General features: G+C 70.6%; 22 protein-coding genes, 1 tRNA gene and 2 pseudogenes. 10 read left to right on the top strand and 15 right to left on the bottom strand.

The annotated features are described in order from the left end of the window. Positions 1-86: 86 nt before the first annotated feature. From ACFYQA_RS03240 to ACFYQA_RS03220, 5 genes are all read right to left on the bottom strand, one after another. Complete coding sequence (locus ACFYQA_RS03240; RefSeq protein WP_388910816.1) at positions 87-1,559, bottom strand: peptidoglycan D,D-transpeptidase FtsI family protein; 1,473 nt, start codon at positions 1,557-1,559, stop codon at positions 87-89. Then, entirely contained in the window at positions 1,556-3,001 is a 1,446-nt protein-coding gene (locus ACFYQA_RS03235) for an FtsW/RodA/SpoVE family cell cycle protein (protein WP_388910813.1), read from the bottom strand. The genes ACFYQA_RS03240 and ACFYQA_RS03235 overlap by 4 nt, the downstream gene beginning before the upstream one ends. 27 nt (positions 3,002-3,028) lie before the next feature. Next, positions 3,029-4,573 (bottom strand): Stp1/IreP family PP2C-type Ser/Thr phosphatase, encoded by a 1,545-nt coding sequence (locus ACFYQA_RS03230; RefSeq protein ID WP_388911101.1) that lies wholly within the window; start codon positions 4,571-4,573, stop codon positions 3,029-3,031. 132 nt (positions 4,574-4,705) lie between these two features. After that, entirely contained in the window at positions 4,706-5,215 is a 510-nt protein-coding gene (locus tag ACFYQA_RS03225; RefSeq protein ID WP_388910810.1) for an FHA domain-containing protein, read from the bottom strand. A gap of 10 nt (positions 5,216-5,225) precedes the next feature. Then, complete coding sequence (locus ACFYQA_RS03220; protein WP_388910807.1) at positions 5,226-6,098, bottom strand: FhaA domain-containing protein; 873 nt, start codon at positions 6,096-6,098, stop codon at positions 5,226-5,228. 675 nt (positions 6,099-6,773) lie between these two features. On the opposite strand from ACFYQA_RS03220, the gene ACFYQA_RS03215 reads away from it, so the two are divergent. Continuing rightward, positions 6,774-6,857, top strand: a tRNA-Leu gene (locus ACFYQA_RS03215). A 317-nt stretch (positions 6,858-7,174) separates the two neighbouring features. Here the strand turns inward: ACFYQA_RS03215 and ACFYQA_RS03210 are convergent. The 3 genes from ACFYQA_RS03210 to ACFYQA_RS03200 all read right to left on the bottom strand — a co-directional run bounded on the left by ACFYQA_RS03210 (position 7,175) and on the right by ACFYQA_RS03200 (position 10,103). Continuing rightward, complete coding sequence (locus tag ACFYQA_RS03210) at positions 7,175-7,720, bottom strand: glycosyltransferase family 2 protein (RefSeq protein ID WP_388910804.1); 546 nt, start codon at positions 7,718-7,720, stop codon at positions 7,175-7,177. A gap of 381 nt (positions 7,721-8,101) precedes the next feature. Next, the gene (locus ACFYQA_RS03205; RefSeq protein ID WP_388910801.1) at positions 8,102-9,067 is read right to left on the bottom strand and encodes an NAD-dependent epimerase/dehydratase family protein; all 966 of its coding nucleotides are present in this window, start codon (positions 9,065-9,067) and stop codon (positions 8,102-8,104) included. A 10-nt stretch (positions 9,068-9,077) separates the two neighbouring features. Beyond that, a complete protein-coding gene (locus tag ACFYQA_RS03200) occupies positions 9,078-10,103 on the bottom strand; it encodes a ScbA/BarX family gamma-butyrolactone biosynthesis protein (protein ID WP_388910798.1) in 1,026 nt (341 codons plus the stop codon). A gap of 215 nt (positions 10,104-10,318) precedes the next feature. Between ACFYQA_RS03200 and ACFYQA_RS03195 the strand changes: the two genes are divergently transcribed. The 4 genes from ACFYQA_RS03195 (at position 10,319) to ACFYQA_RS03180 (ending at position 14,237) form a co-directional block, all read left to right on the top strand. Then, the gene (locus tag ACFYQA_RS03195) at positions 10,319-10,993 is read left to right on the top strand and encodes a ScbR family autoregulator-binding transcription factor (protein ID WP_386393941.1); all 675 of its coding nucleotides are present in this window, start codon (positions 10,319-10,321) and stop codon (positions 10,991-10,993) included. 307 nt (positions 10,994-11,300) lie between these two features. Then, a complete protein-coding gene (locus tag ACFYQA_RS03190; RefSeq protein WP_388910795.1) occupies positions 11,301-12,767 on the top strand; it encodes a DUF2252 domain-containing protein in 1,467 nt (488 codons plus the stop codon). Between the two features lie 212 nt (positions 12,768-12,979). Continuing rightward, on the top strand, positions 12,980-13,834 hold the full coding sequence (locus tag ACFYQA_RS03185; protein WP_388910791.1) for a hypothetical protein: 855 nt from the start codon (positions 12,980-12,982) through the stop codon (positions 13,832-13,834). A 73-nt stretch (positions 13,835-13,907) separates the two neighbouring features. Further along, positions 13,908-14,237, top strand: coding sequence for a rhodanese-like domain-containing protein (locus ACFYQA_RS03180; RefSeq protein ID WP_388911098.1), 330 nt, complete (start codon positions 13,908-13,910; stop codon positions 14,235-14,237). 75 nt (positions 14,238-14,312) lie between these two features. Here the strand turns inward: ACFYQA_RS03180 and ACFYQA_RS03175 are convergent. Beyond that, positions 14,313-14,480, bottom strand: a pseudogene (locus ACFYQA_RS03175) (2Fe-2S iron-sulfur cluster-binding protein); the annotation flags it as partial. A 516-nt stretch (positions 14,481-14,996) separates the two neighbouring features. Here ACFYQA_RS03175 and ACFYQA_RS03170 point away from each other — a divergent pair. After that, positions 14,997-17,048: a hypothetical protein gene (locus tag ACFYQA_RS03170; protein WP_388910788.1), complete on the top strand. Its 2,052-nt coding sequence runs from the start codon at positions 14,997-14,999 to the stop codon at positions 17,046-17,048. Positions 17,049-17,111: 63 nt separating this feature from the next. Next, positions 17,112-17,286, top strand: a pseudogene (locus ACFYQA_RS03165) (rhodanese-like domain-containing protein); the annotation flags it as partial. Between the two features lie 132 nt (positions 17,287-17,418). Here ACFYQA_RS03165 and ACFYQA_RS03160 read toward each other — a convergent pair. The 5 genes from ACFYQA_RS03160 to paaA are packed head-to-tail and all read right to left on the bottom strand — an operon-like array spanning position 17,419 to position 21,065. After that, complete coding sequence (locus ACFYQA_RS03160) at positions 17,419-18,477, bottom strand: 2Fe-2S iron-sulfur cluster-binding protein (protein WP_388910785.1); 1,059 nt, start codon at positions 18,475-18,477, stop codon at positions 17,419-17,421. Beyond that, positions 18,477-19,046 (bottom strand): 1,2-phenylacetyl-CoA epoxidase subunit PaaD, encoded by a 570-nt coding sequence (gene paaD / locus ACFYQA_RS03155; RefSeq protein ID WP_386393931.1) that lies wholly within the window; start codon positions 19,044-19,046, stop codon positions 18,477-18,479. Before paaD ends, ACFYQA_RS03160 begins: the two co-directional genes overlap by 1 nt. Continuing rightward, entirely contained in the window at positions 19,040-19,774 is a 735-nt protein-coding gene (gene paaC, locus ACFYQA_RS03150; RefSeq protein ID WP_388910782.1) for a 1,2-phenylacetyl-CoA epoxidase subunit PaaC, read from the bottom strand. Before paaC ends, paaD begins: the two co-directional genes overlap by 7 nt. Then, positions 19,771-20,058: a 1,2-phenylacetyl-CoA epoxidase subunit PaaB gene (gene paaB / locus ACFYQA_RS03145; protein WP_388910779.1), complete on the bottom strand. Its 288-nt coding sequence runs from the start codon at positions 20,056-20,058 to the stop codon at positions 19,771-19,773. Before paaB ends, paaC begins: the two co-directional genes overlap by 4 nt. Further along, entirely contained in the window at positions 20,055-21,065 is a 1,011-nt protein-coding gene (paaA, locus tag ACFYQA_RS03140; protein WP_388910776.1) for a 1,2-phenylacetyl-CoA epoxidase subunit PaaA, read from the bottom strand. Before paaA ends, paaB begins: the two co-directional genes overlap by 4 nt. 354 nt (positions 21,066-21,419) lie before the next feature. On the opposite strand from paaA, the gene ACFYQA_RS03135 reads away from it, so the two are divergent. Genes ACFYQA_RS03135 through ACFYQA_RS03125 form a run of 3 tightly spaced genes read left to right on the top strand, consistent with a single transcriptional unit; the run spans position 21,420 to position 24,494 of the window. Then, positions 21,420-22,301, top strand: coding sequence for a DUF5819 family protein (locus ACFYQA_RS03135; RefSeq protein WP_388910773.1), 882 nt, complete (start codon positions 21,420-21,422; stop codon positions 22,299-22,301). Next, positions 22,298-23,644 (top strand): HTTM domain-containing protein, encoded by a 1,347-nt coding sequence (locus ACFYQA_RS03130; protein WP_388910771.1) that lies wholly within the window; start codon positions 22,298-22,300, stop codon positions 23,642-23,644. Before ACFYQA_RS03135 ends, ACFYQA_RS03130 begins: the two co-directional genes overlap by 4 nt. A 10-nt stretch (positions 23,645-23,654) precedes the next feature. Continuing rightward, positions 23,655-24,494: a TrmH family RNA methyltransferase gene (locus tag ACFYQA_RS03125; RefSeq protein ID WP_388910768.1), complete on the top strand. Its 840-nt coding sequence runs from the start codon at positions 23,655-23,657 to the stop codon at positions 24,492-24,494. Positions 24,495-24,516: 22 nt separating this feature from the next. Here the strand turns inward: ACFYQA_RS03125 and paaN are convergent, their stop codons facing one another. Then, entirely contained in the window at positions 24,517-26,208 is a 1,692-nt protein-coding gene (gene paaN / locus ACFYQA_RS03120) for a phenylacetic acid degradation protein PaaN (RefSeq protein ID WP_388910765.1), read from the bottom strand. Between the last annotated feature and the right edge of the window lie 186 nt (positions 26,209-26,394).

The raw sequence follows: 26,394 nt of genomic DNA, 5'->3' as shown, positions 1-26,394 counted from the left end.
TCGCTTTGTGTGACCTGGCCAAGTACCGCAGCCGATACAGGACCGGTACCGCAACGTGCACCGATGTGAAGCGGACGTGAGCGGGGTCACTGCTTGGCCTTGAGGACCGCCTCCATCACGTTCTTCGCGATGGGGGCTGCCAGGCCACCGCCGGAGATGTCGCCGCGCACGGCGTTGTCGTCCTCGATGATCACGGCGACGGCCACCGGTGAGCTGCCGTCCTCGCCCTTGGCGTAGGAGATGAACCAGGCGTAGGGGTTCTCGCTGTTGTCCACACCGTGCTGGGCGGTACCGGTCTTGCCGCCGACGGTGACACCGTCGATCTTCGCCCTGCTGCCGGTGCCTTCGGAGACGACGGTCTCCATCATCGACTGGAGGATCTGGGCGTTCTCCGCCGACATCGGCTTGCTCAGCTCCTCCGGGTCCGTCTTCTCGATGGTGTCGAGGCTGGGGGCCTGGAGTTCGTCGACCGTGTACGGCTTCATCAGGGTGCCGTTGTTGGCGATGGCGGCGGTGACCATGGCCATCTGCAGCGGGGTGGTGGCGGTGTTGAACTGGCCGATGGAGGAGAGCGCGGTCTGCGACTCGTTCATGTCGTCGGAGAAGACCGAAGCGCTGGAGCGGACCGGGACGAACTGTTCCTCGGTGAAGCCGAACTTTTTGGCGTACTCGAGCATCGTGTCGTTGCCGAGGTCGGCGCCGATCTTGCCGAAGACGGTGTTGCAGGAGACCCGGAGCGCTTCGCGGAGGGTGGCGTCCTCGCAGGGGAGGTCGCCGTCGTTCTTCAGCTCGGTGTTGGTGCCCGGCATGGTCCACGGCAGCGGCGTGTCCGTCTTCTCGTCCGCGCTCGTGTACAGCCCCTCCTCCAGGGCGGCGGCCGCGGTGAGGACCTTGAAGGTGGAGCCGGGCGGGTAGACCTCGCGCAGGGCCCGGTTCAGCATCGGGTCGTCGGGGTTTTCCTTCTTCTGCAGCTTCTGCCACGCCTCGGCGTCCTTGTCGCTGCCGCCGGCGATCACGGACGGGTCGTACGAGGGGAAGGAGGCGAGCGCGAGGACCTTGCCGGTGGAGGGGTCGAGGGCGACGACCGAGCCCTTGCCGCCCTGCTTCTTCAGACCCTCGTAAGCGGCCTTCTGGGCGTCGGCGTTGAGGGTGGTGACGACGTTGCCGCCCTCCTTGGCCTTGCCCGTGAGCATGTCGAGCGTGTTGCGGAAGAACAGGCGCTCGTCGTTGCCGGTGAGGATGCCGTCCTCGATGGACTCCAGCTGATTGGCACCGAAGGCCTGGGAGACGAAGCCGGTGACCGGCGCCCACATGGCGCCGTCCTTGTAGGTGCGCTTGTACTTGAATTCGCCCTCGGTGGTGGTGTGTCCGGTGATCGGCTCACCGCCGACGATGATGTCGCCGCGCGGTGACGCGTACCGCTCGATGGCGACCCGGCGGTTGTTCTTGTCGGTCCTCAGCTCGTCGGCCTTGACGTACTGGAGCCAGTTGTCGCGGAGGAGGAGGGTGAGGACGAGGAGGCCGCAGAAGATCGCGATTCGGCGCAGGGGCTTGTTCACGGTCGGACCACCTGGGTCATCTCGGCGTCGGGGTTGGCGGCGGGGGCGGGGGCGGGGCGTCTGGCGGTGTCGCTGATTCTCAGCAGGATGCCGATGAGCGCCCAGTTGGCGATGACGGAGGAACCGCCGTACGCCAGGAAGGGCATCGTCATACCGGTCAGCGGGATCAGGCCCATGACGCCGCCGGCGACGACGAAGACCTGGAGGGCGAAGGCGCCGGACAGGCCGATGGCGAGCAGCTTGCCGAACGGGTCGCGGGCGGCGAGGGCGGTGCGCACGCCGCGTTCCACGATCAGCGCGTAGAGCAGGAGCAGGGCCATGATTCCGGCGAGGCCGAGTTCCTCGCCGAAGGTGGCGAGGATGAAGTCGGAGTTGGAGGCGAACCGGATGAGGTCGGAGTGGCCCTGGCCCCAGCCGGTGCCGAGGGTGCCGCCGGAGCCGAAGGCCCACAGTGCCTGCATGGCCTGTTCGGAGTGGATGATGCCGTCGCTGGCCCCGGACCGGCTCAGCTGGTACTCGCGCATCGGGTCGAGCCAGGCCTGGACGCGTGTCTGGATGTGCGGTTCGAAGCTGGCCACGCCGACGGCGCCGGCGCTGGACATCAGCAGACCGAAGACGATCCAGCTGGTCCGCTCGGTGGCGACGTACAGCATGATCACGAACATGCCGAAGAACAGCAGGGAGGTACCGAGGTCGGTCTCGAAGACGAGGATGAGGATCGACACCGCCCACACGACGAGGATCGGTCCGAGGTCGCGTCCGCGCGGCAGATACAGCCCCATGAAGCGGCGGCTGGCCAGGGCGAGCGCGTCGCGCTTCACCATCAGGTAGCCGGCGAAGAAGATCGCCAGGACGATCTTGGCGAACTCGCCGGGCTGGATGCTGAAGCTGCCGATCTGGATCCAGATCTTGGCGCCGTAGAGGTTCTTGCCGAGGCCGGGCACCAGCGGCAGCAGGAGCAGGACCAGTGCGCCGAGCATGGAGATGTAGGTGTAGCGCTGCAGGACGCGGTGGTCCTTGAGGAAGATCAGCACCGCGACGAACAGTGCGATGCCCATGGCGGTGTAGAACAGCTGCCTGGGGGCGGCGGTGCCCGCCTGATGGATCTGCTGCAGCAGTTCGGACTGGTCGAGCCGCCAGATGGCGACGAGTCCGAGCCCGTTGAGCAGGGTGGCCAGCGGCAGCATCAGCGGGTCCGCGTACGGCGCGAACTTCCGTACGACGAGGTGGCCGATGCCCGCCATCAGGCCGAGGCCCAGGCCGTAGCTCAGCAGGCCGGCCGGGACCTCGCCGTTGATGGCCAGGCCGACGTTGGCATAGGCGAAGACCGGGATGACGACGGCGAAGACCAGCAGCGCGAGCTCGGTGTTGCGCCGGCTCGGCGCCCCGATCGCACCGATCGTGGACGTGTGCTGCGCCGATGGGTTGGTAGTACTGCTCATCGTGTGACAGGGCCTCTCACGGCTTGCCTACTGCTTACCGCACAGCGAGACGACCTTCTGCTCCTCCTCCGAGAGGCTGGGGCCGGGGCTGGGAGTAGGTGCGGACGGGGGCGTGGACTTCTGCGGTGCCTCGGTCGTGCCCGAGGGGTTCGGCGTCGGCGAGGCCTTGGACGTGAAGGAGGCGGGTGTGGTTCCCGTGGTGCCTCCGGCCTCGCCCTCGCCGGTCTTGGCGTTGTTCTTGCTGTCGGCGGTGCGGCGCTCGGCTTCCTTCCTGCACGCGGAGGCCTGGACCGAGAGTTCGTCGATCTTCGACCGGGCGCCGTGCAGGTCGCCTTCGGCGATGGTCGCCTCGACCAGCTTCCGCTGGTAGGGCGGCAGGTACTTGAGTTCGATCTCGGGGTGGTCCTTCTCGACCTTCGAGAGCGAGGCCCAGGCCAGGTCCTGGCTGATGCCCTGGTAGAGCGCGACGTGTTCGCCGTTGGTGCCGACGTAGTACTGGGTCTGCGTCCAGCGCCAGCCGCTGTACACGCCGCCGCCGATGACGGCGAGGGTGAGCAGGCCGAAGAAGGAGCGTTTGAGCCACCGGCGGTTCTTACGAGGTTTGACGAAGTCGCCCTCGTCGTAGTCGAAGCCGTCGGTCTGGATGAAGCCGGTGACGTCGCCGCTGCCGGGCGGGCCGAATTCGCCCCCGCCGTCCCCGCCGCCCTGGCCGCGCCTGCGGCCGAGTCCGGCGGCGCGGCCGGCCGGGGTCTGCATGGCGCTGTTGTCGCTGGGCTGGTTCTGGTTCTCGGCGACGGCGCCGACCACGACCGGGGTGTCGGACAGCTGGCCGGCCAGGGTGTCACCGGTGTCGAGGTCGAGGACGTCGGCGATGATCACGGTGATGTTGTCCGGGCCGCCGCCGCGCAGCGCCAGCTCGATCAGCGTCTGCACGGTGTCCTCGGGACCCTGGTAGCCCGCCAGGGCTTCCTCGAGGGTCTGGTGGGAGACCACGCCGGACAGGCCGTCGGAGCAGATCAGATACCGGTCGCCCGCCCGGACCTCACGGATCGACAGGTCGGGCTCGACGTGTTCGCCGCTGCCGAGGGCCCGCATGAGCAGGGACCGCTGCGGGTGGGTGGTCGCCTCCTCCTCGGTGATCCGGCCCTCGTCCACCAGCCGCTGCACCCAGGTGTGGTCCTGGGTGATCTGGGTGAGGACGCCGTCGCGCAGCAGGTAGGCCCTGGAGTCGCCGACGTGGACCATGCCGAGACGCTGGCCGGTCCACAGCAGCGCGGTCAGGGTGGTGCCCATGCCTTCGAGCTGGGGGTCCTCCTCGACCATCATGCGCAGCTGGTCGTTGGCGCGCTGCACGGCCGAGCCGAGGGAGGTGAGCAGGTCGGAGCCGGGGACGTCGTCGTCGAGCGAGACGATGGTGGAGATGGCCTCGGAGGAGGCGACCTCGCCGGCCGCGGCGCCGCCCATGCCGTCGGCGATGGCGAGCAGGCGGGGGCCGGCGTAACCGGAGTCCTCGTTGCCCTCCCGGATCATCCCCTTGTGCGATCCGGCGGCGAAGCGCAGGGACAGACTCATGCGCACCTCGCCCGTCGGCTCCGGGTACAGCCGGTCGTGTCGAGCCACACTGCCCACCCTCCGGTCGGGAGCGCGCCGGGGCCCGGGGTGAGGGCCCCCCCTGCGTGCTCGCTCCGCTCGCTCATTGTCGTACTACTTCCGCAGCTCGATGACGGTCTTGCCGATGCGGATCGGTGAACCCGGTCCGATCGGTGTGGGGGTCGTCAGCCTGGACCGGTCCAGATAGGTGCCGTTCGTGGAACCCAGGTCCTCGACGATCCACTGGCCGTCGCGGTCCGGGTAGATCCGGGCATGGCGGCTGGAGGCGTAGTCGTCGTCCAGCACGATGGTGCTGTCGTGCGCCCGGCCCAGGGTGATGGTCTGGCCCTGGAGCGCGACGGTGGTGCCCGTGAGGATGCCCTCGGTCACGACCAGTTTGGTGGGGGCGTTGCGGCCGCGGCGGCCGCCCCCGGACTGCTGGCGCTGCGGCGGCGGTGCCTGCCGGGCGCCCTGTTGCGGCCGGGCGGCCTCCCGGCGCGCTCCGCGCTGGGTGACCCGTGTGCCGAACAGGTCACTGCGGATGACCTGCACGGCCACGATCACGAACAGCCACAGAACGGCCAGAAAACCTAGCCGCATGACCGTGAGGGTCAGCTCTGACATTGCCCCCGCTTCACCCTTCGGCTTGCCGGTAAATGATGGTGGTGCTGCCCACGACGATTCGTGAGCCGTCGCGGAGCGTAGCGCGGGTGGTGTGCTGTCCGTCCACCACGATGCCGTTGGTGGATCCCAGATCCTGGATCGTCGAGGGCGTTCCGGTCCGGATCTCGCAGTGCCGGCGGGAGACGCCGGGGTCGTCGATCCGCACGTCGGCCTCGGTGCTGCGGCCCAGTACGAGCGTCCCGTTGGAGATCTGGTGGCGGTTGCCGTTGATCTCGATCCAGTGCCGGGTGCGCCCGGCGGACGCGGGTGCGGCGGGGGGCCGCTGGCCGCCCGCGGGCTGCGGGTAGCCGTAACCGCCGGGCCGGCCGCCGGGCGGCGGCGCGGCCGGCATGGGCGGGGCGCCCGTGGGACCGGCCGGCGGGTAGCCGTAACCGCCGGGGCCGCCGGCGGGCGGGCCGCCCATGCCGGGTCCGGCGGGGCCGGGTCCTGTGGGGTCCGCCTGGCTGCTGGAGGAGGCGAGCGTACGGCTGCGCACCCGGTACAGGCCGGTGTCGAGGTCGTCCGCCTTCTCGAGCTGCACCTTGATGGGGCCCATGAAGGTGTAGCGCTGCTGCTTGGCGTAGTCGCGCACCATGCCGGCGAGTTCGTCGCCGAGCTGCCCGGAGTACGGGCTGAGCCGCTCGAAGTCGGGGGTGCTCAGCTCGACGATGAAGTCGTTGGGGACAACGGTGCGGTCGCGGTTCCAGATGGTCGCGTTGTTGTCGCACTCCCGCTGGAGCGCTCCCGCGATCTCCACGGGCTGCACCTCGGACTTGAACACCTTGGCAAAGGTGCCGTTGACCAGGCCTTCGAGTCGCTGCTCAAACTTCTTCAGGACTCCCATGGGGCACCTCCTCCGTCGTTGCCGTCCTGTGTACTGCCCTGTCTTCTGCTGCGTCTACCGCGTCTACTGCCCGGTGCGCTGTTCCGTGCACCGCATAACTGGTACTGCTTACTGATCGTATCCACGCCCTGGTCGATCGGCTGGTTCCCCCTGCCCGCCCGGCCCGACGGGTGTCGATGCCTGACGGAGTTCCCTTCGGGGCTCGCCTTCGAACTCCTTCGGCCGTGCTCGTGCGAGCCGCCCTGCCATGGATCGTAGAGGGGGCCGCGGACCAGTGTCCCGCACCTGGCTGTGCACTCTGCCCGGCACCTGTGGAGACGGGGGCTACCGGTACGAGGTTGATACGTGAAGCGGTTCTCATCAGTTCCCGTGGGTGGGTATCGGTGCCCGTCGGTACGTTTTTGTCCGGTGTGACGGGAGCGACACAGGGCGGTAAGGGGCGGGCCCGTGCGACGCGCTGTTGATCATCCGTGACTGCTCGGGGGTGGTTCAAGGGTGGTCGGGGGCGGCCGGTGCGTCGCTTGCGGACCGCTCATGGGCGGCGGTGCTGCTCAGCGCGGGTGGGGAGTGGGGGCGGGTGGAAAGGGATGTGAATCCACCCCGACCAGCGTGCTAATGTTCAGGAGTCGGAAGGCGCCTGACCCTTACAGGAAAGGGCCCGAGGACACACCCAATGCGCGAGTGGCGGAATAGGCAGACGCGCTGGATTCAGGTTCCAGTGCCCGCAAGGGCGTGGGGGTTCAACTCCCCCCTCGCGCACATCTGAGCACCGACGAAAGTGCTCCAGTTGCACCGACGGAACGGGCGGCATCGTAATCACGATGCCGCCCGTTCCTCTGTGTGTGGCCAGAAACACGTGGACTGCCGACGGCTTGGGTCCGTCGGCGGTCGGGTTTTCGCGGGCTGTGGATCTTCGATTGTTCTGCTGCGGGCTGGTTTCTCTGCCTCGGTCACTGGTGGCTTGTGAGGAAAGTCTCAGGGGTTGGTGACGTGGCCCTCGGGGATCCAGGTGCCTGAAGTTCCACCCTGATCGTGGACAGCGGGTGTTTACGCTGCGGGGGTGAGATCCCGGGTCGTCAATGCCCTGGTCTCGATCGGGGTGACGTAGTCGTACACCGGGTGCTTGCGCACATGACCGACGCGGGAAGGCTCGTAGAACGCCCGGAGCAGTTGGAGCTCGGGGTGCCAGAGCCCGTTGAGGGGTGGGACCGGTACTCCTCCTCGCCCTGCGCGTTCATCCCGATGTTCCCGGTCGCCACCAGGCGTGCGCCGCCTTCGAACTCGCGCCTCAGCACGGCCAGGTGATCGGGCATCCACAGGTCGTGGTTGTCCAGGTAGGCGATGGCCGGCGCGGTCGACGCGGCCGGGCCGATGCTGCGGGGGCCACCGGGGTGGCCGTGCCGCTGGGCGCGGATCAGCTGGACACGCTCGTTGTCGTAGGAGCGCACCACATCGTCCGTGTCGTCGGTGCAGCCGTCGGAGACGACGAGCAGGCGCCAGTCACCGAAGGTCTGGGCCAGAACGCTGTCGATGGTCGGGCGGATGGCCTCGGACCGGTTCCAGGCCGGGCAGATCACGTCAATCGCCGCCGTGGTCGAGGGGATTCCTCGCAGACTCCTCAAGACGGCCGTCGTGCCGTCCTCGGCACCCTCGCCGTTGTGCCTGCACGTCGGCTATACGGACAGCGCCGGAGCGATTCGGCGGAGCGGTGCCCGGGGCTTGTGCGGTTCCCGGACGGGGCCCGCGGTGAGGGGCGGCCCGGCCGGGCTCCAGAGGTCCTGACGGATCCGGAGCGCGGGGCACGGTCGCGCGCCATTGACGTGTTCCCGCGCGACGTCCGCTCTCGCTGCCCGTTGACGTCCTGCGTTGTCCGGGGCGGCCCCCGGAGCGGGGCGGGGGCCGGGGGCGGGGTGAGGGCCGGGGGCGGGGGTGCGGTGGCCGTGGCGGCGGTCGGTCAGGGGCGGTGACGAACGACCGGTCAGGGGACGGTGACGAACGACCGGTCAGGGGGCGGTGACGAACGACCGGTACCAGGGGGCCGCGTGGGGGAAGGCGCGGAGGAAGGGCTCGCCCGGGGAGTAGTCCAGGCCGTCCCAGAAGGTGTCGTCCCTGAACCAGTGGTCGACGGTGAGTATGCCGAGGTGATGCAGGGCGCGCGGGGAGCCGGCGGCCCGCGCGTAGGCGGTCGTGAGGTCGACCGTCGTTCCCCCGCCGGGCTGTTCCACCTGTGTGCAGACGGCCGCGAGCAGCTCCGACGCGGTTACCGGGTCCGGGTGGTTGACGTAGTGGACGCCAGGTTCGTGGACCGGGGAGAGTGCCGCGGCGACGGCCGCGCGGCCCAGGACGTCGACGTCGATCATCGAGTGCAGGGCTCCGCAGCCCGCCACGGTGGCCGACAACTCCCTCAGGAGTCCCACCAGCCCGGGGATCACCCAGCGGTCGCCCGAGCCGTACACCAGGTGGGGCCGCAGCACCAGGCCGCCCGCGTCGAGTACGTGCCGTTCGGCCGCGGCGCGGGTGCGGCTGGTGGCGGAGGCGGGGGCGACGGGAGCCTCGCCGGGCCGTACGCCGCGGAAGGGACCCCTGCCGTGGACGGCGGCGCTGCTCACATACAGGATCCGGCGCACCCCGCTGCGTACCGCCTCCTCCACCAGGGCCTTCGTGCCCCGGTCGTTGACCGCCGCGACGGATTCCGGGTCGCCGGTGATGCGTGAGGCGCAGTGGACGAGTACATCGACGCCGGCGCAACTGCCGTGCAGGGAGGCGGGGTCGGCGAGGTCACCGGGGACGGTCAAGGCGGGCGGGGGCACGTCCGGGAAGGTGCTCGACTGCGGGGCGTCGGGCCGTGCGTTACCGGCGGGGGCGCGACGGGACAGCAACCGGATGTGGGTGTGCGGGCGTCGGCGCGCCGCGGCGGTGATCCGGCTCCCGATGAAACCGGTGCCGCCCGTGATCAGGAGGTTCACCATCACGTCACCGTCACGTCAGCGACCGTACTGGGGCTGGGGCTGGGGCCGGGGTCCGGCGGTGGGGTGCCGAGGCGAGGGTTACGGCGAAGACGGGTTCGTCGTTCTGCAGACCGAAGACCCGTACGGTCACGTCGTTCCCGTCGCCTGTGTCGAGGACCTCGGTTTCGAGGCGGCAGGGGCTGTCCAGTTCGGTGTAGCGGCTGAAGGAGGAGGCCAGGTCGGAGGGAAGAAAGGCGCGTCCGCCGGTTGCCGCCGTCGCCGCCTGGCGGGCCGCCTCGAACAGAACCATGCCGGGGACGTGGTCGTTGGGCCGGGCGAAGAGCACGGGGTGATGGGTGTCGACGCGCAGGAGCCAGGTGCCGGGGCGGTCGGAGCGGGCGAGGACGACGTCCTCCGCGTGTTGACGGCCGACCAGTTCGTGAGGGACGGGGGGTAAGGGAGGTATCGCGGTATCCGGGTCGGCCGGCTGCCCGGCTCGCAGGCGGCGGTACGCGGCCGGCGAGGTGCAGCCCATGCTGCCGGTGCCCCGGGCGACGAGCCGTCCCGCGCGGTGGAACTCCATGATGGTCCGCATGCTGCTCAGGCCGCGGCCCCGGCGGCGTACCTCGGAGCAGACGACGTCGATGGTGACCGGCTCCGCGGCGTCCGTGAGCAGCAGTTCGGAGGGGACGGTGGAGATTCCCAAATCCCACATGACGAAGTGTGTGTCGAGGGGGGCACCGAACTCGGCATGGGCGAGGGCCATCGTCGTCTGGCGCAGTGTCTCGGCGACGATCATCGGATCCTGGTGGAAGTCGTCCACGGGGCCGAAGAAGGAGTGGTCGGCGGGCCAGTGCGCGGTGACGCGGAAGTCGAGTTCGGACAGGCGGACCCATTCCGTCGGGAAGATGTCCGCCGCGCGGGTGCGGTGGGCGAGTTCCGCGGTGACCCGGGTGACGGCGAGGGCGCCGGCTGCCTGTCCAGTGGCGGTTGCGGGCGCGCTTCGCTGTCCGGTTCGATCCTCCGTGGGAGTGCTTGTGGCACCTGACTGCGGCATGAGGAACCCTCCGGATAGAAGGCCTGGCTCCGATCGACTTCGCACTAAGATACGGACGAGCCGGTTTTTTTCAAGGGTGATCCACACCGTTGGAGACGAATCCACGAGCCCACGCGCCCGCACGGCATCGTGGTACGGCGGTATGCCGACCGCACGGCTACCGCACGACTACTTCACGGCGATCCACGAGATCCACGGAGATCAGGAGGCACCCGATGGCGCGACAGGAGCGCGCGATCCGCACACGGCGGACCATTCTGGACGCGGCGGCGGCCGTCTTCGACGAGCGCGGTTACACCTCGGCGACCATCGGCGAGATTCTGGGCCGGGCCGGGGTGACCAAGGGAGCGCTGTACTTCCACTTCGGCTCGAAGGAGGAGCTGGCGCTCGGCATTTTCGAGGAGCAGTTGGCGGTGGCCCTGCAGCCCCAGTCCAGCAAGCTCCAGGAGCTCGTCGACTCCGGTCTGGTGCTGGCCCTGCGGCTGTGCACGGATCCGCTGGTGCGCGCCAGTGTCGGACTGGCCCTGGACCAGGGAGCGTTGGGACTGGACCGGACCCCCGCTTTCCGGATGTGGATCGACCAGATCACCCGGACCCTGGCCGAGGCGAAGGCGGGGGGCGAGCTGCTGCCGCACGTCGAGGTGACGGAGACGGCGGAACTGCTGGTCGCGAGCTTTTCGGGTGTGCAGCTCCTCTCGCAGCTGCGCTGTCAGCGGCAGGATCTGGAGCACCGGGTCGTGGTGCTGTTCCAGCACATGCTGCCGGGCATCGCGGTGCCGGCGGTGCTGGCCCGGCTGGACATCTCGGCGGACCGCGGCCGGCGGGCCCTTGAGGCGGGGCGACTGGAACCGGCCACGGGGAATGTGGCCACCGAGGCAGAAGCGAGATAGCAGGACAGGCGGGACAGGCGGGACAGGTGTGGAGGGTGTGGCAGGCGGTCGCCGTGGCTCGGGCGATGGGGTGGACGGTGGTTGCGGGGCGGATGGTGGCAGAGGTGCGGGTGGGTGACGGAGGTGTCCACGGTCCCGGAGTTGTCCACAGGGCCTGACGCGTTTCGGCCACCGGGTTGTACGGTCGGCACAGTTGATTTCATGGCCTGCGCCGATGCCCATGTCGGCATCGAGGCGGGCCGACGGTCGGTGGCCGTTCGCGTGCGGCACGGCCGGTGTGTGTATACGGGCGTACGGGGAGGCGGTTGTGGTGACCGAAACGGGTGCCGGCGGGACCGGGACGAGCAGGACGGTGGAGCGGGCGGAGCCGGACCTCGCTGCCGGTGAGGTGCGGCGGCTGCCGCGCGTACCGGGCTTCGCGGCGTGGCCGCCCGAGGGCTCGGCCAAGGCGGACGGCAAGGCTCTGCGCCGACTGGTGCCGCGCAGGGCGCACTCCGCTCTCGACCTGGATCCCTCCCGCCCCGACGCGGTCAGCGCGGTCGAGGAGTCCAGTCGTGGCCGGCTGCCCGAGCTGACGCCGATACGGGTGGGCAGGATGGCGGCGACACCGTTCGCCTTCCTGCGCGGATCAGCGGGCCTGATGGGCCACGACCTGGCCCGCACTCCCATGACGCGGATCCGCGCGCAGCTCTGCGGCGACGCGCACGCGGCGAACTTCGGTCTGTACGGCGACGCGCGCGGTGGGCTGGTCATCGACCTGAACGACTTCGACGAGACGGTGTGGGGCCCTTGGGAGTGGGACCTCAAGCGGCTCGCCACTTCGCTGGTACTCGCGGGGCGGGAGGTCGGCGCGGACGAGGACACCTGCCGCAAAGCCGCCCAGGACACGGTGGGCGCCTACCGTCGCACGATGCGGCTGCTGGCGAAGATGCCGGTGCTGGACGCGTGGAATGCCATCGCCGACGAGGAGCTGGTCTCCCACACCGACGCGCACGATCTGCTCGGCACACTGGAGCGGGTCTACGCGAAGGCCCGCGCCAACACCAGCGGCCGTTTCGCGGCCAAGTCCACCAAGGTGACGGAGGACGGCGGGCGCCGCTTCGTCGACGCCCCGCCGGTGCTGCGCCGTATCCCCGACGCCGAGGCCCTGGCGGTGGCCTCCTCCCTGGAGGAGTACGTCGGCACCCTCCAGCCCGACCGGCTTCCGCTGCTGGCCCGGCACGCGGTGCAGGACGTGGCATTCCGCGTCGTCGGCACGGGCAGCGTGGGCACCCGCTCTTACGTCGTGCTGCTCCTCGACCATCGGGGGGAGCCCCTTGTCCTTCAGGTGAAGGAGGCCCGTGCCTCGGCGTTGGTGCCGCATCTGCTGACGGCCGGCTTCGACGTCCCCGACGTCGGCCACGAGGGCCGGCGCGTGGTCCTGGGCCAGAAGCGGATGCAGGTGGTCAGCGACAACCTGCTGGGCTGGACGACCGTCGAGGGGCGGCCCTACCAGGTACGGCAGTTCCGCAACCGCAAGGGCAGCGTCGACCCCGCGGCCCTGTCGGCCGACCAGGTCGACGACTACGCCCGGATGACCGGCGCCCTCCTGGCCCGCGCCCACTCCCACAGCGCCGATCCCCGCCTGATCGCGGGCTACTGCGGCAGGAACGACGAACTCGACGAGGCGATGGGCGCCTTCGCCTTCCGCTACGCCGACCGCACGGAGGCGGACCACGCGGACCTGCTGACAGCGGTCCGCTCGGGCCGGATCGCGGCGGAGATGGGGGTCTGAGCACTGCTTCACTTCTTCCGGAGGCTCTTCGCCGACCGGGTGAGGGTGTGGGCGGAGCCGGTGGGGCCATGCCCCCGGCCGGCCCATGACCCTCCCCGGTCCCCGGCCCCGGTCGGCCGGGCGGGAGTCGGTCGGCTGCCGGGGCAGGGCGGGTGGCGTCAGGGGCAGGATGATGGGAATCGGTGGTGGCGGCGGTGGCCTACGCTGTTCGGGTGACGACCTCGCAGGGTGAGCAGGGCAGTGGCGGCGCCGGTGCGGAGCAGACGGCGGCCGACGGCGGTGCGCAGCGGCCCGAGGCGCGGCTGGAGCGGGCAGTGCGGGCCGCGGAGCAGGCGCTGATCGAGTTCGAGATCGCGGTGGACACCTTCCGCATCGAGGTCGAGAATTTCTCCCGGTTGCACGAGCAGCGGCTCGGTCCCGTGTACGCCCGCCTAGAGGAGCTGGACGCCCGCATCCTGGAGGCCAAGGCCGCCCGCAGCGGTGATCCCGAGGACCGCCGGCTGGCCGACGACGCGCGCTCCCGGCTGCAGCCGATTCCCGGCGTGGAGGAACTGCTGAGCGGCTGGATGGACGGCAACGGTCTCTTCCCGGAGGCCGCGGCCATGCTCACCGACCAGCCCGTCCGGCCCCCGGAGCGGGTGCGGCCCAGCGAGGAGGCCCGCAAGCTCTACCGCGACCTCGCCCGCCAGGCCCACCCGGACCTGGCGCAGGAGGAGGCGGAACGCCGCCGTCGCGAAGAGTTCATCACCCGCGTCAACGCCGCCTACGCCCGTGGCAGCGAGGCCGAGCTGCGGGAGCTCACCGCGGAATGGGCGGCGGGCCCGAAGCTGAAGGAGCAGGCCCCGAGTGCCGACGAGGAACTCTATGCCCGGCTCGAATGGCTTGCCCAGCGCAAGGAACTGCTCACGCTGGTCGCGAAGGAGCTCGAGGAGGGTGCCATCGGCTCGATGCTCCGACTGGCCCCGGACGACCCGGACCGTCTCCTGGAGGAGATCGCCGAGCAGCTGCGCGCCGAGGTGGCCGAGCGCGAGGCGGAGCTGGCGGCCCTGGCGGCCCTGGAGAGCTGAGGTCCGGTCCGGTGGGCGTGAGCCCCGGGCCGGGGCATCCGGTAGCGTCGGGGGCATGAGTTTTGCGACTGGGGTGCCCACGGTCGGGGTCTCGGACCTCAAGGACGGCGACTTCCTGCTGGACGTCCGCGAAAGCGACGAGTGGACGTCCGGTCATGCCGAAGGGGCGCTGCACATCCCGGTCAGTGAGTTCGTCGCCCGCTACGGCGAACTGACCGAGGCGGCTCCGCAGGACGGCCGGGTGCATGTGATCTGCCGTTCCGGTGGGCGTTCGGCCCAGGTCACGATGTATCTGGTCCAGCAGGGCATCGACGCCGTGAACGTGGACGGCGGCATGCAGGTGTGGGAGTCCGCGGGCCGCCCCGTCGTCACCGATGACGGGAAGCCCGGACACGTTCTGTAGCACCGGGAAGAGCGGTCGGTCACGGCGGACTCGACCGGGCCGTGACCGGTGCGGCTGTACGTGGCGGTGAGGCAGTCACCGGTCGAAGTCCAGCTCCACTTTCTCCGTCACCGGATGCGACCGACAGGCCGGCACGTAGCCCGCGTCGGTCTCCTCCGACTCCAGTGCGAGGTCGCGGTCCATCCGTACCTCACCCGAGACGAGGAAGGCGCGGCACGTTCCGCACACCCCGCCCTTGGTCATGGCAGTGGCCCGGTTCTCGTTTGCTGCGGGCTGTGCGGCGATGCACGGCCTGGTTGAAGCACGCAGGGGCCCGTCCGTGAGATAGCTCACGGGCAGGCCCCTGCTTCGTTCACCCATGGTTCGTGGTGACGCGGCCACCCCTCAGATGTCCCCTGCGATTCCGGGTGCTCGGGCCTCGCGTCCCCTCCGTCTGGGGCCCGGTCATGGTGGCGCGGTCATGGTGGCGCGGTCATCACGGCAGTTCAACGGACGTGAGCGCTGCGTCCCCGGCTCCCGCGCCGCGGACCTGCGCGTCGCCCACTCCGGCTGCGGGCGACGGACACGGCGGCGTACGCCCGACGGCCGACCGATCGTCCCGTAGGCCCTGAAGCGGGTGCGTCGGGTCCGCCCGATGCGCGCGTTGAGAAAGTTGCCTCTTGTTACACAACCATTCACCCCATGTACGTGTCGAACACATGCATTACTCATTTCTCGGCAGACTTCCCGGCCGATTCCTGGAAGGAACATCGAGCAACCATGCTCCGACCGCTGCGTGCCGCGCTGCGCATACACACAAGGGGCGGATTCGCGCTGTCGCTCCTGCTCGGGGCGAGCTATGCGGCGCTACCGCTGTTCGCTCTGCTTCCCCATCTGTGGGGGTTCATCGCCGCATCGGCCGTCAGCTATGTCACGGACGCGTGGCTGCACCGTGTCGAGCCCGCCTTCATCCGCCGGTTGGCAGGGTTCAGGTTCGACCGGATCATGCGATTCCTGGTCCGTGACGCGCTGCTTCTCGTGCTGGCGGTGCGCATGGACGCACCCGAGCCCGTGCTGGTCGCCGGACTGCTCGTCCTGGGCGGCCAGTTCGGGATACTCGTGCTCTACACCGCGCTGCACCGCGTCATCCACCGGAAGCGGAGGCTTCCGGTCGCCGTACGCAACATGGACATGAGCGACGCAGGCATCCCCAAGGCTCCGCCGCCCCTGCTGTTCCGCCGCTACCTGCGCCGGCTGCTCCACCTCGACCTGCCGATGCACGCGGGGCTGCTCGTCGGTCTGGCGACCGCCGGCTGGTCCCTCACCAAGGCCGGATACGCGGTGAGCCTCATCCTGCCCGCTCTCATGCTGCTGGCACTGGCCGTGCAGGTGCGAACGGCCCGCCGGATGCCGGAACGGGAGGAGATCATCGCCGCACTCAACCGGCAGCTGGCCGACTACCGGCCGGAGGTGGCCCTGTACTTCAGCTTCGCCGCGGTCTCCCGTGACTTCATGTACCAGGTCAACATGTGGATCGAAACCCTGGAGAACCTCGACCGCCGCCCGCTGATCATCCTGCGGGAACGCGCCTCTTTCTCCTACCTCAGCCGCACCAGCCTCCCGGTCGTATGCGTGCCCAGGGCCGACGACCTGGCCCAACTGGACCTGCCTGAACTGAAGGTGGTTCTGTATCCGGGCAACGCGGGCAAGAACGTCCACATGCTGCGCGTCGCCGAGGCCAAGCACGTCTTCATCGGCCATGGCGACAGCGACAAGCTCGCCAGCAGCAACCGGGTCAGCAAGGTGTACGACGAGATATGGGTGGCCGGACGCGCGGGCCGCGACCGCTACCAGCGGATCCGGCACGCCATCGACGACGCCGCGATCGTGGAGGTCGGCCGTCCCCAGCTGTCCCCGATCCGGCCGCACGCCGAGCACATACCCGGTCCGCTGCCTACCGTGCTGTACGCGCCGACCTGGGAAGGCTGGAGCGACGACGACTGCCACACCTCCCTGATCCCCATGGGCACGGGCCTGATCAGTGCCCTGCTCGACGAGGGCGTACGGGTCCTGTACAAACCGCATCCGCTGACCGGCAAGCGCTCCGTCGAAGCCGCGGCCGCCGATCGGGACATCCGGGAGATGCTCGACGCCGACAACCGCCGGCGTCAGTCCGCCAACACCCTGCCCGACCTCGCCGCCGGGCCGGAGCCGCGGATGCAGGAGATCAAGGAACGGCTCAACGAACTCGCCGGCCGTAACCGAACCGGCGACGACGCCCAGCAAACGCGCGACGCGCGGATGCCGGACCACCCCGGTTCCGACGAGTGGCACGCACTGGAAGCTGAATGGCACCACCTCTTCTGGAGCCACACCGGCCCCCTCCGCCACCAGGTGATCACCAGTCAACTGCCCACCTTGTACGAGTGCTTCAACCAGGCGGACATTCTCATCAGTGACGTCTCATCCGTCGTCGCCGACTTCGTCGCAAGCCTCAAGCCATACGTCCTGACCAACGCTCACGACCTGCCCGACGAGGAATTCCGGGCCGCCTACACCACTGCGGGCGGCGCCTATCTCCTCGACCGGGCCTGCACCCGACTGCCGGAGATCCTGCGGTCGGTGCGAGAGCCACGCCATGACCCGATGGCACTCGACCGGCACACGCTCAAGGAGTACGTCCTCGGTCCCGACCGGCCCACCTCGATGGAGCGGTTCAACACCGCCGTCAACGACCTCGCCGACACGGCCCTGCTCCACCAGCAGGAGAGTGCGCCGAGCGACACGCTGTTGACACCGGCCCTCGACGCGAACCGAGTCGACCTGAGCTGAGCTGAGCTGAGCTGAGCTGACGGACAGGATGACCGGCGGCCGGTCCCCTGTGGCAGGCGGGACGAGCACGGCCGGGTACATGTGATCTGCCGTTCCGGTGGGCGTTCGGCCCAGGTCGCGATGTATCTGGTCCAGCAGGGCATCGACGCCGTGAACGTGGACGGCGGCATGCAGGTGTGGGAGTCCGCGGGCCGCCCCGTCGTCACCGATGACGGGGCGGCCCGGACATGTTCTGTAGCACCGGGAAGGGCGGCCGGTCACGGCGGACTCGGCCGGGCCGTGACCGGTACGCCCGTACGTGGCGGCGGTGCGGCTGTACGTGGCAGCGCGGCTGTACGTGGCAGCGCGGCTGTACGTGGCGGTGCGGCCGTCACCGGTCGAAGTCCAGCTCCACTTTCTCCGTCACCGGATGCGACTGGCAGGCCAGCACGTAGCCCGCGTCGGTCTCCTCCGACTCCAGCGCGAAGTTGCGGTCCATCCGTACCTCGCCCGAGACGAGGAAGGCGCGGCACGTTCCGCACACCCCGCCCTTGCAGGCGTAGGGGGCGTCGGGGCGGTTGCGCAGCACCGTCTCCAGCAGGGACTCGCCGTCCTGGACGGGCCAGGCGCCGGCGCGTCCGTCGAGCAGGGCGGTGACGGTGCTGTGGGCGGGAGCCGGGGTCGTGGGGGCGGCCGGTGCGCCGGTGTCCACGTGGAAGATCTCCTCGTGGATGCGGGAGCGCGCCACGCCCAGACCGCGCAGGGCCCGTTCGGCCCCCTCGACCAGCCCGTACGGGCCGCACAGGAACCAGCCGTCCATCTGCCCCACGGGCAGCAGGGCCGGCAGCAGGGCGGCGAGCCGCTCCTCGTCGAGGCGTCCGGACGGCAGCCCCGCCTGCTGCTCCTCCCGCGAGAGCACCGGCACCAGCTGGAACCGGTCGGGGTAGCGGTCCTTCAGGTCGGCGACCTCCTCCAGGAACATCGTCGAGGCGGCTGTCCGGTCACTGCGGATCAGGCAGAACCGGGCCCCGGGCTCGCGCTCCAGAAGGGTCGAGACGATGGAGAGCACCGGGGTGATGCCGCTCCCGCCGACGATCGCCGCGTACCGGCCGGGCGCGGGCGGGAGAGTGAACCGGCCCGCCGGGGTCATCACCTCCAGCTCGTCCCCGACGCCGATCTCCTTCAGGGCGTACGTCGAGAAGGCGCCGTCCTCGACCAGCCGCACCCCCACCCGCAGCGTGCCGGGCCCCGTACCGTCGGGGGCCGGGGAGCAGATCGAGTAGGTGCGCCGGATGTCCTGGCCGTCGGCCCTGCGCCGCAGGGCCAGGTGCTGGCCGGGTACGTAGCGGTACTCCTCGCGCAGATCCGGCGGGACGGTGAGGGTGAGGGCGACGGAGTCATCGGTGAGCCGGTCGACGGCGGCCACCCGGAGCCGGTGGAAGCGCGCCATCACAACTCCTTGAAGTGGTCGAACGGTTCACGGCAGTCCAAGCAGCGGCGCAGCGCCTTGCACGCGGTGGACGAGAAACGGCTGAGCAGCTCGGTGTCGGCAGAGCCGCAGCGCGGGCACCGCACGGGCTCCGGCGTGGGTTCGTCCACCCCGTCCACCCCGTTCGCCCGGGGGCCGCGGGTACGGGTCGGTCCGAGATCCACCGCGACCGCACCGGACGCCGGCCGTACGCGCGGCGGGGCTATACCGAACTCCCGCAGTTTGCGCCGCCCTTCGTCGGTGATGTCGTCGGTCGACCAGGCGGGCGCGAGCACTCTGCGGACGGTGACCTCGCGCACCCCGTGCTCGCGCAGCACTCGCTCTATGTCCGCGGACATCGCCTCGACGGCCGGGCACCCCGTGTACGTGGGGGTCAGCTCGACCTCGACGGTGTCCGCCCCGTGCGCGTGCACCGCGCGCACCACGCCCAGCTCGCGCAGGGTCAGCACGGGCAGTTCGGGGTCGGGCACCGAACCGGCCAGTTCGAGCAGTTCCGCCTCCAGCGGGGTGGTGGCCGCCGGGGTCACCATGTCGCCCCCGGGTGGCTGCGGTGCAGGTGCTGCATCTCGGCGAGCATGCGGCCGAAGGGCTCGGTGTGCAGCCCCTGGCGTCCGGCGCCGGCCGTCCACGCACCCGTGCGCGGGCCGTCGGGCACGGTGAGTGCGGCCCTGTGCAACACCTGCGTGATTTGCTCCAGCCAGGCCGTCTCCAGGGCCGGTTGGTCGACGCCGAGACCTTCGACCGGCTGGAACATCTCGCCGGTGTACCGCCACAGCGCGTCCACCGCCCGCTGCATCCGGGTGTGGCCGGTGGCGGTGCCGTCGCCGAGCCGCAGGGTCCATTGCTCGGCGTGGTCGCGGTGGTAGGCGACCTCCTTGACGGCCTTGCCGGCCAGCGGTGCCAGCGGGCCTTCCGCGGCTGCGAGTTCGGTGTGCAGGAGGTGCTGATAGGTGGAGAAGTACAACTGGCGGGCGATGGTGTGGGCGAAGTCGCCGTTCGGCTGCTCGACCAGCTGGAGGTTGCGGAAGGCGCGTTCCTCGCGGAGGAACGCCAGCTCGTCCTCGTCGCCCGCCAGCGACAGCAGTACGCGGGCCTGGCCCAGCAGGTCCAGCGCGATGTTGGCGAGGGCGACCTCCTCCTCCAGTACGGGGGCATGGCCGGCCCATTCGCCCAGGCGGTGGGAGAGCACCAGGGCGTCGTCACCGAGGGCGAGCGCGGCCGCCGTGAGGGCGGTGTCCTGGGCGGGTGTCGTCGTCACAGGTGCTGCACCCCCTCGGGGATCTCGTAGAACGTCGGGTGCCGGTAGGGCTTGTCGGCGGCCGGTTCGAAGAACGGGTCCTTCTCGTCGGGCGAGGACGCGGTGATCGTGGACGACGGCACGACCCAGATCGAGACGCCCTCGCCGCGGCGGGTGTACAGATCGCGGGCATTGCGCAGGGCCAGCTCCGCGTCCGGGGCGTGCAGGCTGCCGGCGTGGGTGTGGGACAGTCCCCGGCGCGAGCGCACGAAGACCTCCCACAGGGGCCAGTCGGTTTCGGTCATGCGCGGATCGCTCCTGTCTCGCCGGGCGTGTGCTTGGCCGCGTAGGCGGCTGCCGACTCCCTGACCCAGGCGCCCTCTTCGTGGGCGCGCCTGCGCCGGGTCAGCCGCTCCTCGTTGCACGGGCCGTCGCCCTTGAGGACGTTCCGGAACTCCGTCCAGTCGATCGGGCCGAAGTCGTGGTGTCCCTGTTCCTCGTTCCACCGCAGGTCCGGGTCGGGGAGGGTGAGGCCGAGCGACTCGGCCTGGGGGACGCAGATGTCGACGAAGCGCCGGCGCAGCTCGTCGTTGGAATGCCGTTTGATCTTCCAGGCCATCGACTGAGCGGAATGCTGGGACTCGTCGTCGGGCGGGCCGAACATCATCAGCGACGGCCACCACCAGCGGTCCACAGCGTCCTGGGCCATCGCGTGCTGCTCGGGGGTGCCGCGGCTCAAAGCCAGCAGCAGCTCGTAGCCCTGGCGCTGGTGGAAGGACTCCTCCTTGCAGATGCGCACCATCGCGCGCGCATACGGGCCGTACGAGCAGCGGCACAGGGGCACCTGGTTGGTGATCGCGGCGCCGTCCACCAGCCAGCCGATCGCACCTACGTCGGCCCAGGTCAGCGTGGGGTAGTTGAAGATCGAGGAGTACTTCTGGCGGCCGGAGTGCAGCTTGTCCAGCAGCTCGTCGCGCCCCGTGCCGAGGGTTTCGGCGGCACTGTAGAGATACAGGCCGTGTCCGGCCTCGTCCTGCACCTTGGCCATCAGGATCGCCTTGCGGCGCAGTGAGGGCGCACGAGTGATCCAGTTGGCCTCCGGCTGCATGCCGATGATCTCGGAGTGCGCGTGCTGCGCGATCTGCCGGACGAGTGTGGCGCGGTAGGCGTCGGGCATCCAGTCGCGCGGTTCGATCCGTTCGTCGGCGGCGACGGCCGCGTCGAAGGCTCGCTCGTACTCCGTGCTGCTGCCCGTGCCGCCGCCCACGCTGTCACCCGCGTCGGCGCCGACGCTGCCGACTGCTGTCGCCATGAGGTCCCCCTCGACCTGGGTTGTTCCGGGGCTCTCCCCGGAACTCGCTCCCGACCGATCGTTCGGTTCGCGCGATTCCATGGTGAGACGGGCGCCGCGAGGTGTCAACAGCTGTGGATAACCTCGGGGCGGGATCGTCGACAGGGGGAGTCCCTGTGGGCAACCGGGCGGACGGTGGATGTGGTGACGGCCACGGAATGTGTGGACGGCCGGGGCTGTGCCGCGACGGCCGGTGCTGAGTACCGTTCCCGTGCGACGCTGCGAAGCGGTACGCGGGCGGCACGTCGCCCGCGCACGCCGGACGGTGGCGGCGATCGGCCGGAATTCGGACCGGGACTGTGGGAACGGGGCGGGATGGACGTGTACGACGAGGGCTCGCATGCCCGGCACGGGCGGACCGGGCCGGGCGTGCCGGGCGACCCTGCCCCGCCCTCCGCCCCGCCCGCTCCCGCACCGGCGCCCGCTGCCCAGGACGATCCCCGGCCCGCGGGCGCCCCTCCGCTCTCGGACACCCCTCCGGCTCCGGACGTCTCTCCGGCTCCGGATGCTTCCTCGGCCCCGGACTCGGGTCCCCCGCTCCTCGAGCCCCGTACCGGCGTGGCCGCCCTCCCCCTCCGCCACCGGATCGCCGCGGCCGTGGCGCTCGGGATCGTGGCTGCCGTCGTCTGTACGCACATAGGCATGACGTTCCTCCACGTCGCGCCCGTGAACACGGTCTCCAAGGGACACGCCAAGGCGATCGAGGACTGGATCTACCCGGAGTTCGAGCAGAACTGGAAGCTGTTCGCGCCGAACCCGTTGCAGCAGAACATCTCCGTCCAGGTCCGCGCCGAGGTTCTGACGCCGGCCGGGGGAGTGCGGACCACCGGCTGGTACGACCTGTCCGCCGAGGACGGCCGGGCCATCGACGGCAACCTCCTGCCCAGCCACACCCAGCAGAACGAGCTGCGCCGCGCCTGGGACTTCTTCGTCGCCACGCACGACGGCGAGGACCGTCCGGTGGGGATGCGCGGCACGCTGGCCGAGTCATATCTGCGCCGGATCATGGTGATGCGTCTCGACCGGTCGGACGCGGCCGGGCCGGGCGGTGTCGTCGACCGGCTCCAGGTCCGCTCCCGCACGGTCAACGTGCCGCCGCCGGAGTGGAGCGAGGAGGAGGTCTCCACGAAGCCCGTGTACCGCACGCTGCCCTGGTGGCCGGTGCCCAAGGACGAGGCCCGGGGAGGCATCGGGTGAACCGCTTCCTGCTCAAGGGTTCCGGCGCCGTCGCGCGGGTCACCGATTCCGCCCTCGGCCCCCATCAGACCGCGGTGATCCGGATCGGCTTCAGCGCGACCTGGCTGCTGTTCCTGCTGCGCGAGTTCCCCCACCGCCAGGAGCTGTACGGGCCCGACGGCCCGTGGGACTGGGACCTCGCCGATCAGCTCGTCGGGTCCAACGGCGCCTTCACCGCGCTGCTGTGGTCGGACGGCCAGGGCTGGTTCGAGGCCCTCTACCTGCTCGCGGTGGTGTGGAGCGTCCTGCTGCTGCTGGGCTGGCGCACCCGCACCATGTCGGTGCTGTTCATGGTGGGAGTGCTGTCGCTGCAGAACCGCAGCGTCTTCATGGGCGACGGCGGCGACAACGTCCTGCACCTGATGTCGGTCTACCTCGTGTTCACGCGCTGCGGCCAGGTGTGGTCCCTGGACGCGAGGCGCGCCCGGCGCGCGGACGAGGCACGCGCGCGTGGAGAGCGGCCGCGGGACCGGACGGGCCCCGCGCTGTGGGGGGTGCTGGGCTTCCTGCTGCTTCTGGCGACCCTGGCCGGCCGGATGGACGGCGACTGGTTCGTCCCGGCGCTGCTGTGGGCCGTATGGCCGGCACAGGCGCTGTGGTGGCTGGTGGGGCGCTGTGCGAGGACTCCGCAGCCGCGCGGTCTGCTGGATGTCGTCGTCAACATCGTGCACAACGGCGCCCTGCTGGTGATCATGGCCGAGGCCTGTCTGATCTACGCCACGGCCGGTTGGTACAAGATCCAGGGCTCCCGCTGGCAGGACGGCACCGCGGCGCACTACCCACTGCACCTGGAGTACTTCTCCCCCTGGCCGGCGCTCGGTGACCTGCTGACCGCCAGCGGCACCCTGGTGATGCTGGTGACCTACGGGACGGTCGCCGTACAGGTCGCCTTTCCGTTCACCCTGTTCAACCGGCGGGTCAAGAACGTGCTCCTGGCGCTCATGATCACCGAGCACGCGGTGATCGCCGTCGTCCTGGGTCTGCCCTTCTTCTCCCTGGCGATGATCGCGGCCGACGCGGTCTTCCTGCCGACGTCGTTCCTGCGCCGCCTGGGCAACGCCTTCGGACGCGCCTGCAGGTGGGTACGCGCCCGGATACTCCGGATCCCACCGCCGCGCACGCGCACGGGCGGTGCGCCGGTGCCCGTGCCAAGGACCGGGAACCAGGGAGAGCCGGTGAACCACGTGGATCAGCTGGATCACGTGGATCAGACGGATCATGTGGACCACGTGGACCGGGAGGAGCAGGCCGGTCAGGGGCCGACCGTCCTCGCGCCCGGGAAGGCACCCGGCACGCGCCCGTAGGCTGCACCTCATGGCCGCCCCCGACAGCGACACCACCCCTGACATCACCCCCGACGCCGTCCCCCACAGGGACTCCGTGCCCCCCACGCCCCCCGCCCAGGAGACCGCCCCCGTGCCCCGCTGGCACCGGCACAGCGATGGTGCGGTTCTGCTCGACGGCTTCCACGCCCTCAAGCACGCCGTGCGCTTCGGGGCCGAGGTCGAGGTGGCGGTGACCGCGGACCGGGCCGCCGCGCTCGCCCTCGCCGACGAGCTGGCCCCGGACGTCCTGGAGGCGCTGGCGGCGCTGCTGGCCGAGGTGCCGTACGCGACGTACGCCTCGCTCGTCCCGCGCCCGCATCCCACTGCCGTCGCCGCCCTCGCCGTACGGCCCTCCCGCGCGGGCAACCTGGCCGGGCTGGCGCGCACCCCGCGCACCGCGCCCGTGGTGGTCCTGGACCAGCCGCGCAACCTGGGCAATGCGGGCGCCGTGATCCGGCTGGCCGCCGGTTTCGGGGCGACCGGGGTCGTCACCACCGGCACCCTCGACCCCTGGCATCCCACGGTCGTGCGCGGCGGGGCCGGGCTGCACTTCGCGACCGCCGTGGAACGGCTGTCCGTCGACGAACTGCCCGCCGGCCCGGTGTTCGCACTCGATCCGGAGGGCGAGGACATCCGCGCGCTGAGGCTGCCGGACGACGCGCTGCTCGCCTTCGGCTCGGAGCGCAGCGGGCTCTCGCCCGAGCTGCGCGCGCGTGCCGACCATCTGGTGGCGCTGCCGATGCGCCCCCAGGTCTCCAGCTACAACCTCGCGACCAGTGTGGCCATGACGCTGTACCACTGGAGCGCCGCCGGGGGCGCACCCGTCTGAGGGGCTCCCGCGCCGGCCGGGTCTACGCCTCTTGGCGCACCTCGACCACCCGGAAGCGGTTGGCCACGAACGCGGCGTCGGTGAGGGCCGCGTTGGCCGCCGGGTTGCCGCCGGAACCGTGGAAGTCGGAGAAGGCGGCCGTCTGGTTGACGTACACCCCGCCGGTGAGGTTGAGGGAGAGCTGGGCGGCCTCCTCCAGACAGACCTCCCGCACCTCCTCCTCGAACTCCGGGGAGGTCGTGTACGCGCCGACGGTCATCGCGCCCTTCTCGCGGACGGTGCGCCGCAGCAGCTCCGCCGCGTCGGACGCCGAGTCGACGGCGACGGCGAAGGAGACCGGGCCGAAGCACTCGCTCATGTAGGCGGCCTCGGCGTCCGGCTTCGCACCGTCCAGCTTCACGATCAACGGTGTACGGACCACCGCGTCCGGGAATTCCGGGTGGGCGATGCGGCGGGAGGCGAGGGCCACCTCGCCGAGGCCGGTGGCGGCCTCCAGCCGATCCTTGACGCCGGGGTTGACGAGTGCGCCGAGCAGGCCGACCGCGCGCGTGTCGTCGCCGAGCAGGCCGTCGACCGCCTGCGCCAGGTCGGCGACGACCTCGTCGAAGGACTTGGGGCCCTGGTCGGTGGTGATGCCGTCGCGCGGGATCAGCAGGTTCTGCGGGGTGGTGCACATCTGGCCGCTGTAGAGCGACAGGGAGAACGCCAGGTTGGCGAGCATGCCCTGGTAGTCACCGGCGGATTCCACGATCACCGTGTTGACGCCGGCCTTCTCCGTGTACACCTGCGCCTGGCGGGCGTTGGTCTCCAGCCAGTCGCCGAACTCCGTGGAGCCGGTGTAGTCGACGATCCGGATCTCCGGACGGGTGGCCAGGGTCTTGGCGATGCCCTCGCCGGGCCGCTCGGCGGCCAGCGCCACCAGGTTCGGGTCGAAGCCGGCCTCGGTGAGCACCTGGCGCGCGACCTGGACGGTGAGTGCGAGCGGCAGCACCGCGCGGGGGTGCGGCTTGACCAGGACCGCGTTGCCGGTGGCGAGGGAGGCGAACAGGCCCGGATAGCCGTTCCACGTGGGGAAGGTGTTGCAGCCGACGACCAGGCCGATGCCGCGCGGGACCGGGGTGAACCGCTTGGTCAGCACCAGTGGGTCGCGCTTGCCCTGCGGCTTGGTCCACTCCGCGGTGCCGGGGGTGCGCGTCTGCTCGGCATACGCGTACGCCACCGCCTCCAGGCCGCGGTCCTGCGCGTGCGGGCCGCCGGCCTGGAACGCCATCATGAACGCCTGGCCGGAGGTGTGCATGACCGCGTGGGCGAACTCGAGCGTCCGGTCGCCGATCCGCTTGAGGATCTCCAGGCAGACCACCGCGCGGGTCTCGGCGCCCGCGTCCCGCCAGGCCCGCATCCCGGCCCGCATGGCGGGCAGCAGCGCGTCGAGGTCCGCGTGCGGGTAGCTGACGCCCAGTTCGACGCCGTACGGCGAGGTCTCACCGCCCACCCAGTCGTCGGTGCCGGGCTGGCCGAGGTCGAGGCGGGTGCCGAGCAGCGCGTCGAAGGCGGCCTTGCCCGCCGCGAGGTCCAGGCTGCCGTTCTCCCCGTAGGCCTTGGGGTGCTCGGGGTGCGGGGACCAGTACGCGCGTGTGCGGATCGCTTCCAGCGCCCGGTCCAGGGTGGGCCGGTGCTGGGCGGTCAGCTGCTGCGCGGTGAGTTCGGCGGCCATCGGGGACCAACTCCTCGTCGAGTTCGGGGACCGGGCAAAGCCCTGGGCAGGAGGCGGGGGCAGGGGCATCGGAAGCCGACGGTGCCGGACGGCGGGGACGACGACGATGCCGGAGGGAAGGGCGTCGGAGGCAAGGGATGTCGGAAGTCGGGCGGTCCGAGTTAGAGTAACCGAACGATCGGTCGG

This window comes from Streptomyces sp. NPDC005774 (genome assembly GCF_042871645.1).
In the GTDB taxonomy this organism is placed as follows: domain Bacteria; phylum Actinomycetota; class Actinomycetes; order Streptomycetales; family Streptomycetaceae; genus Streptomyces; species Streptomyces pratens.
This window is presented reverse-complemented; position numbering and strand designations above follow the sequence as displayed.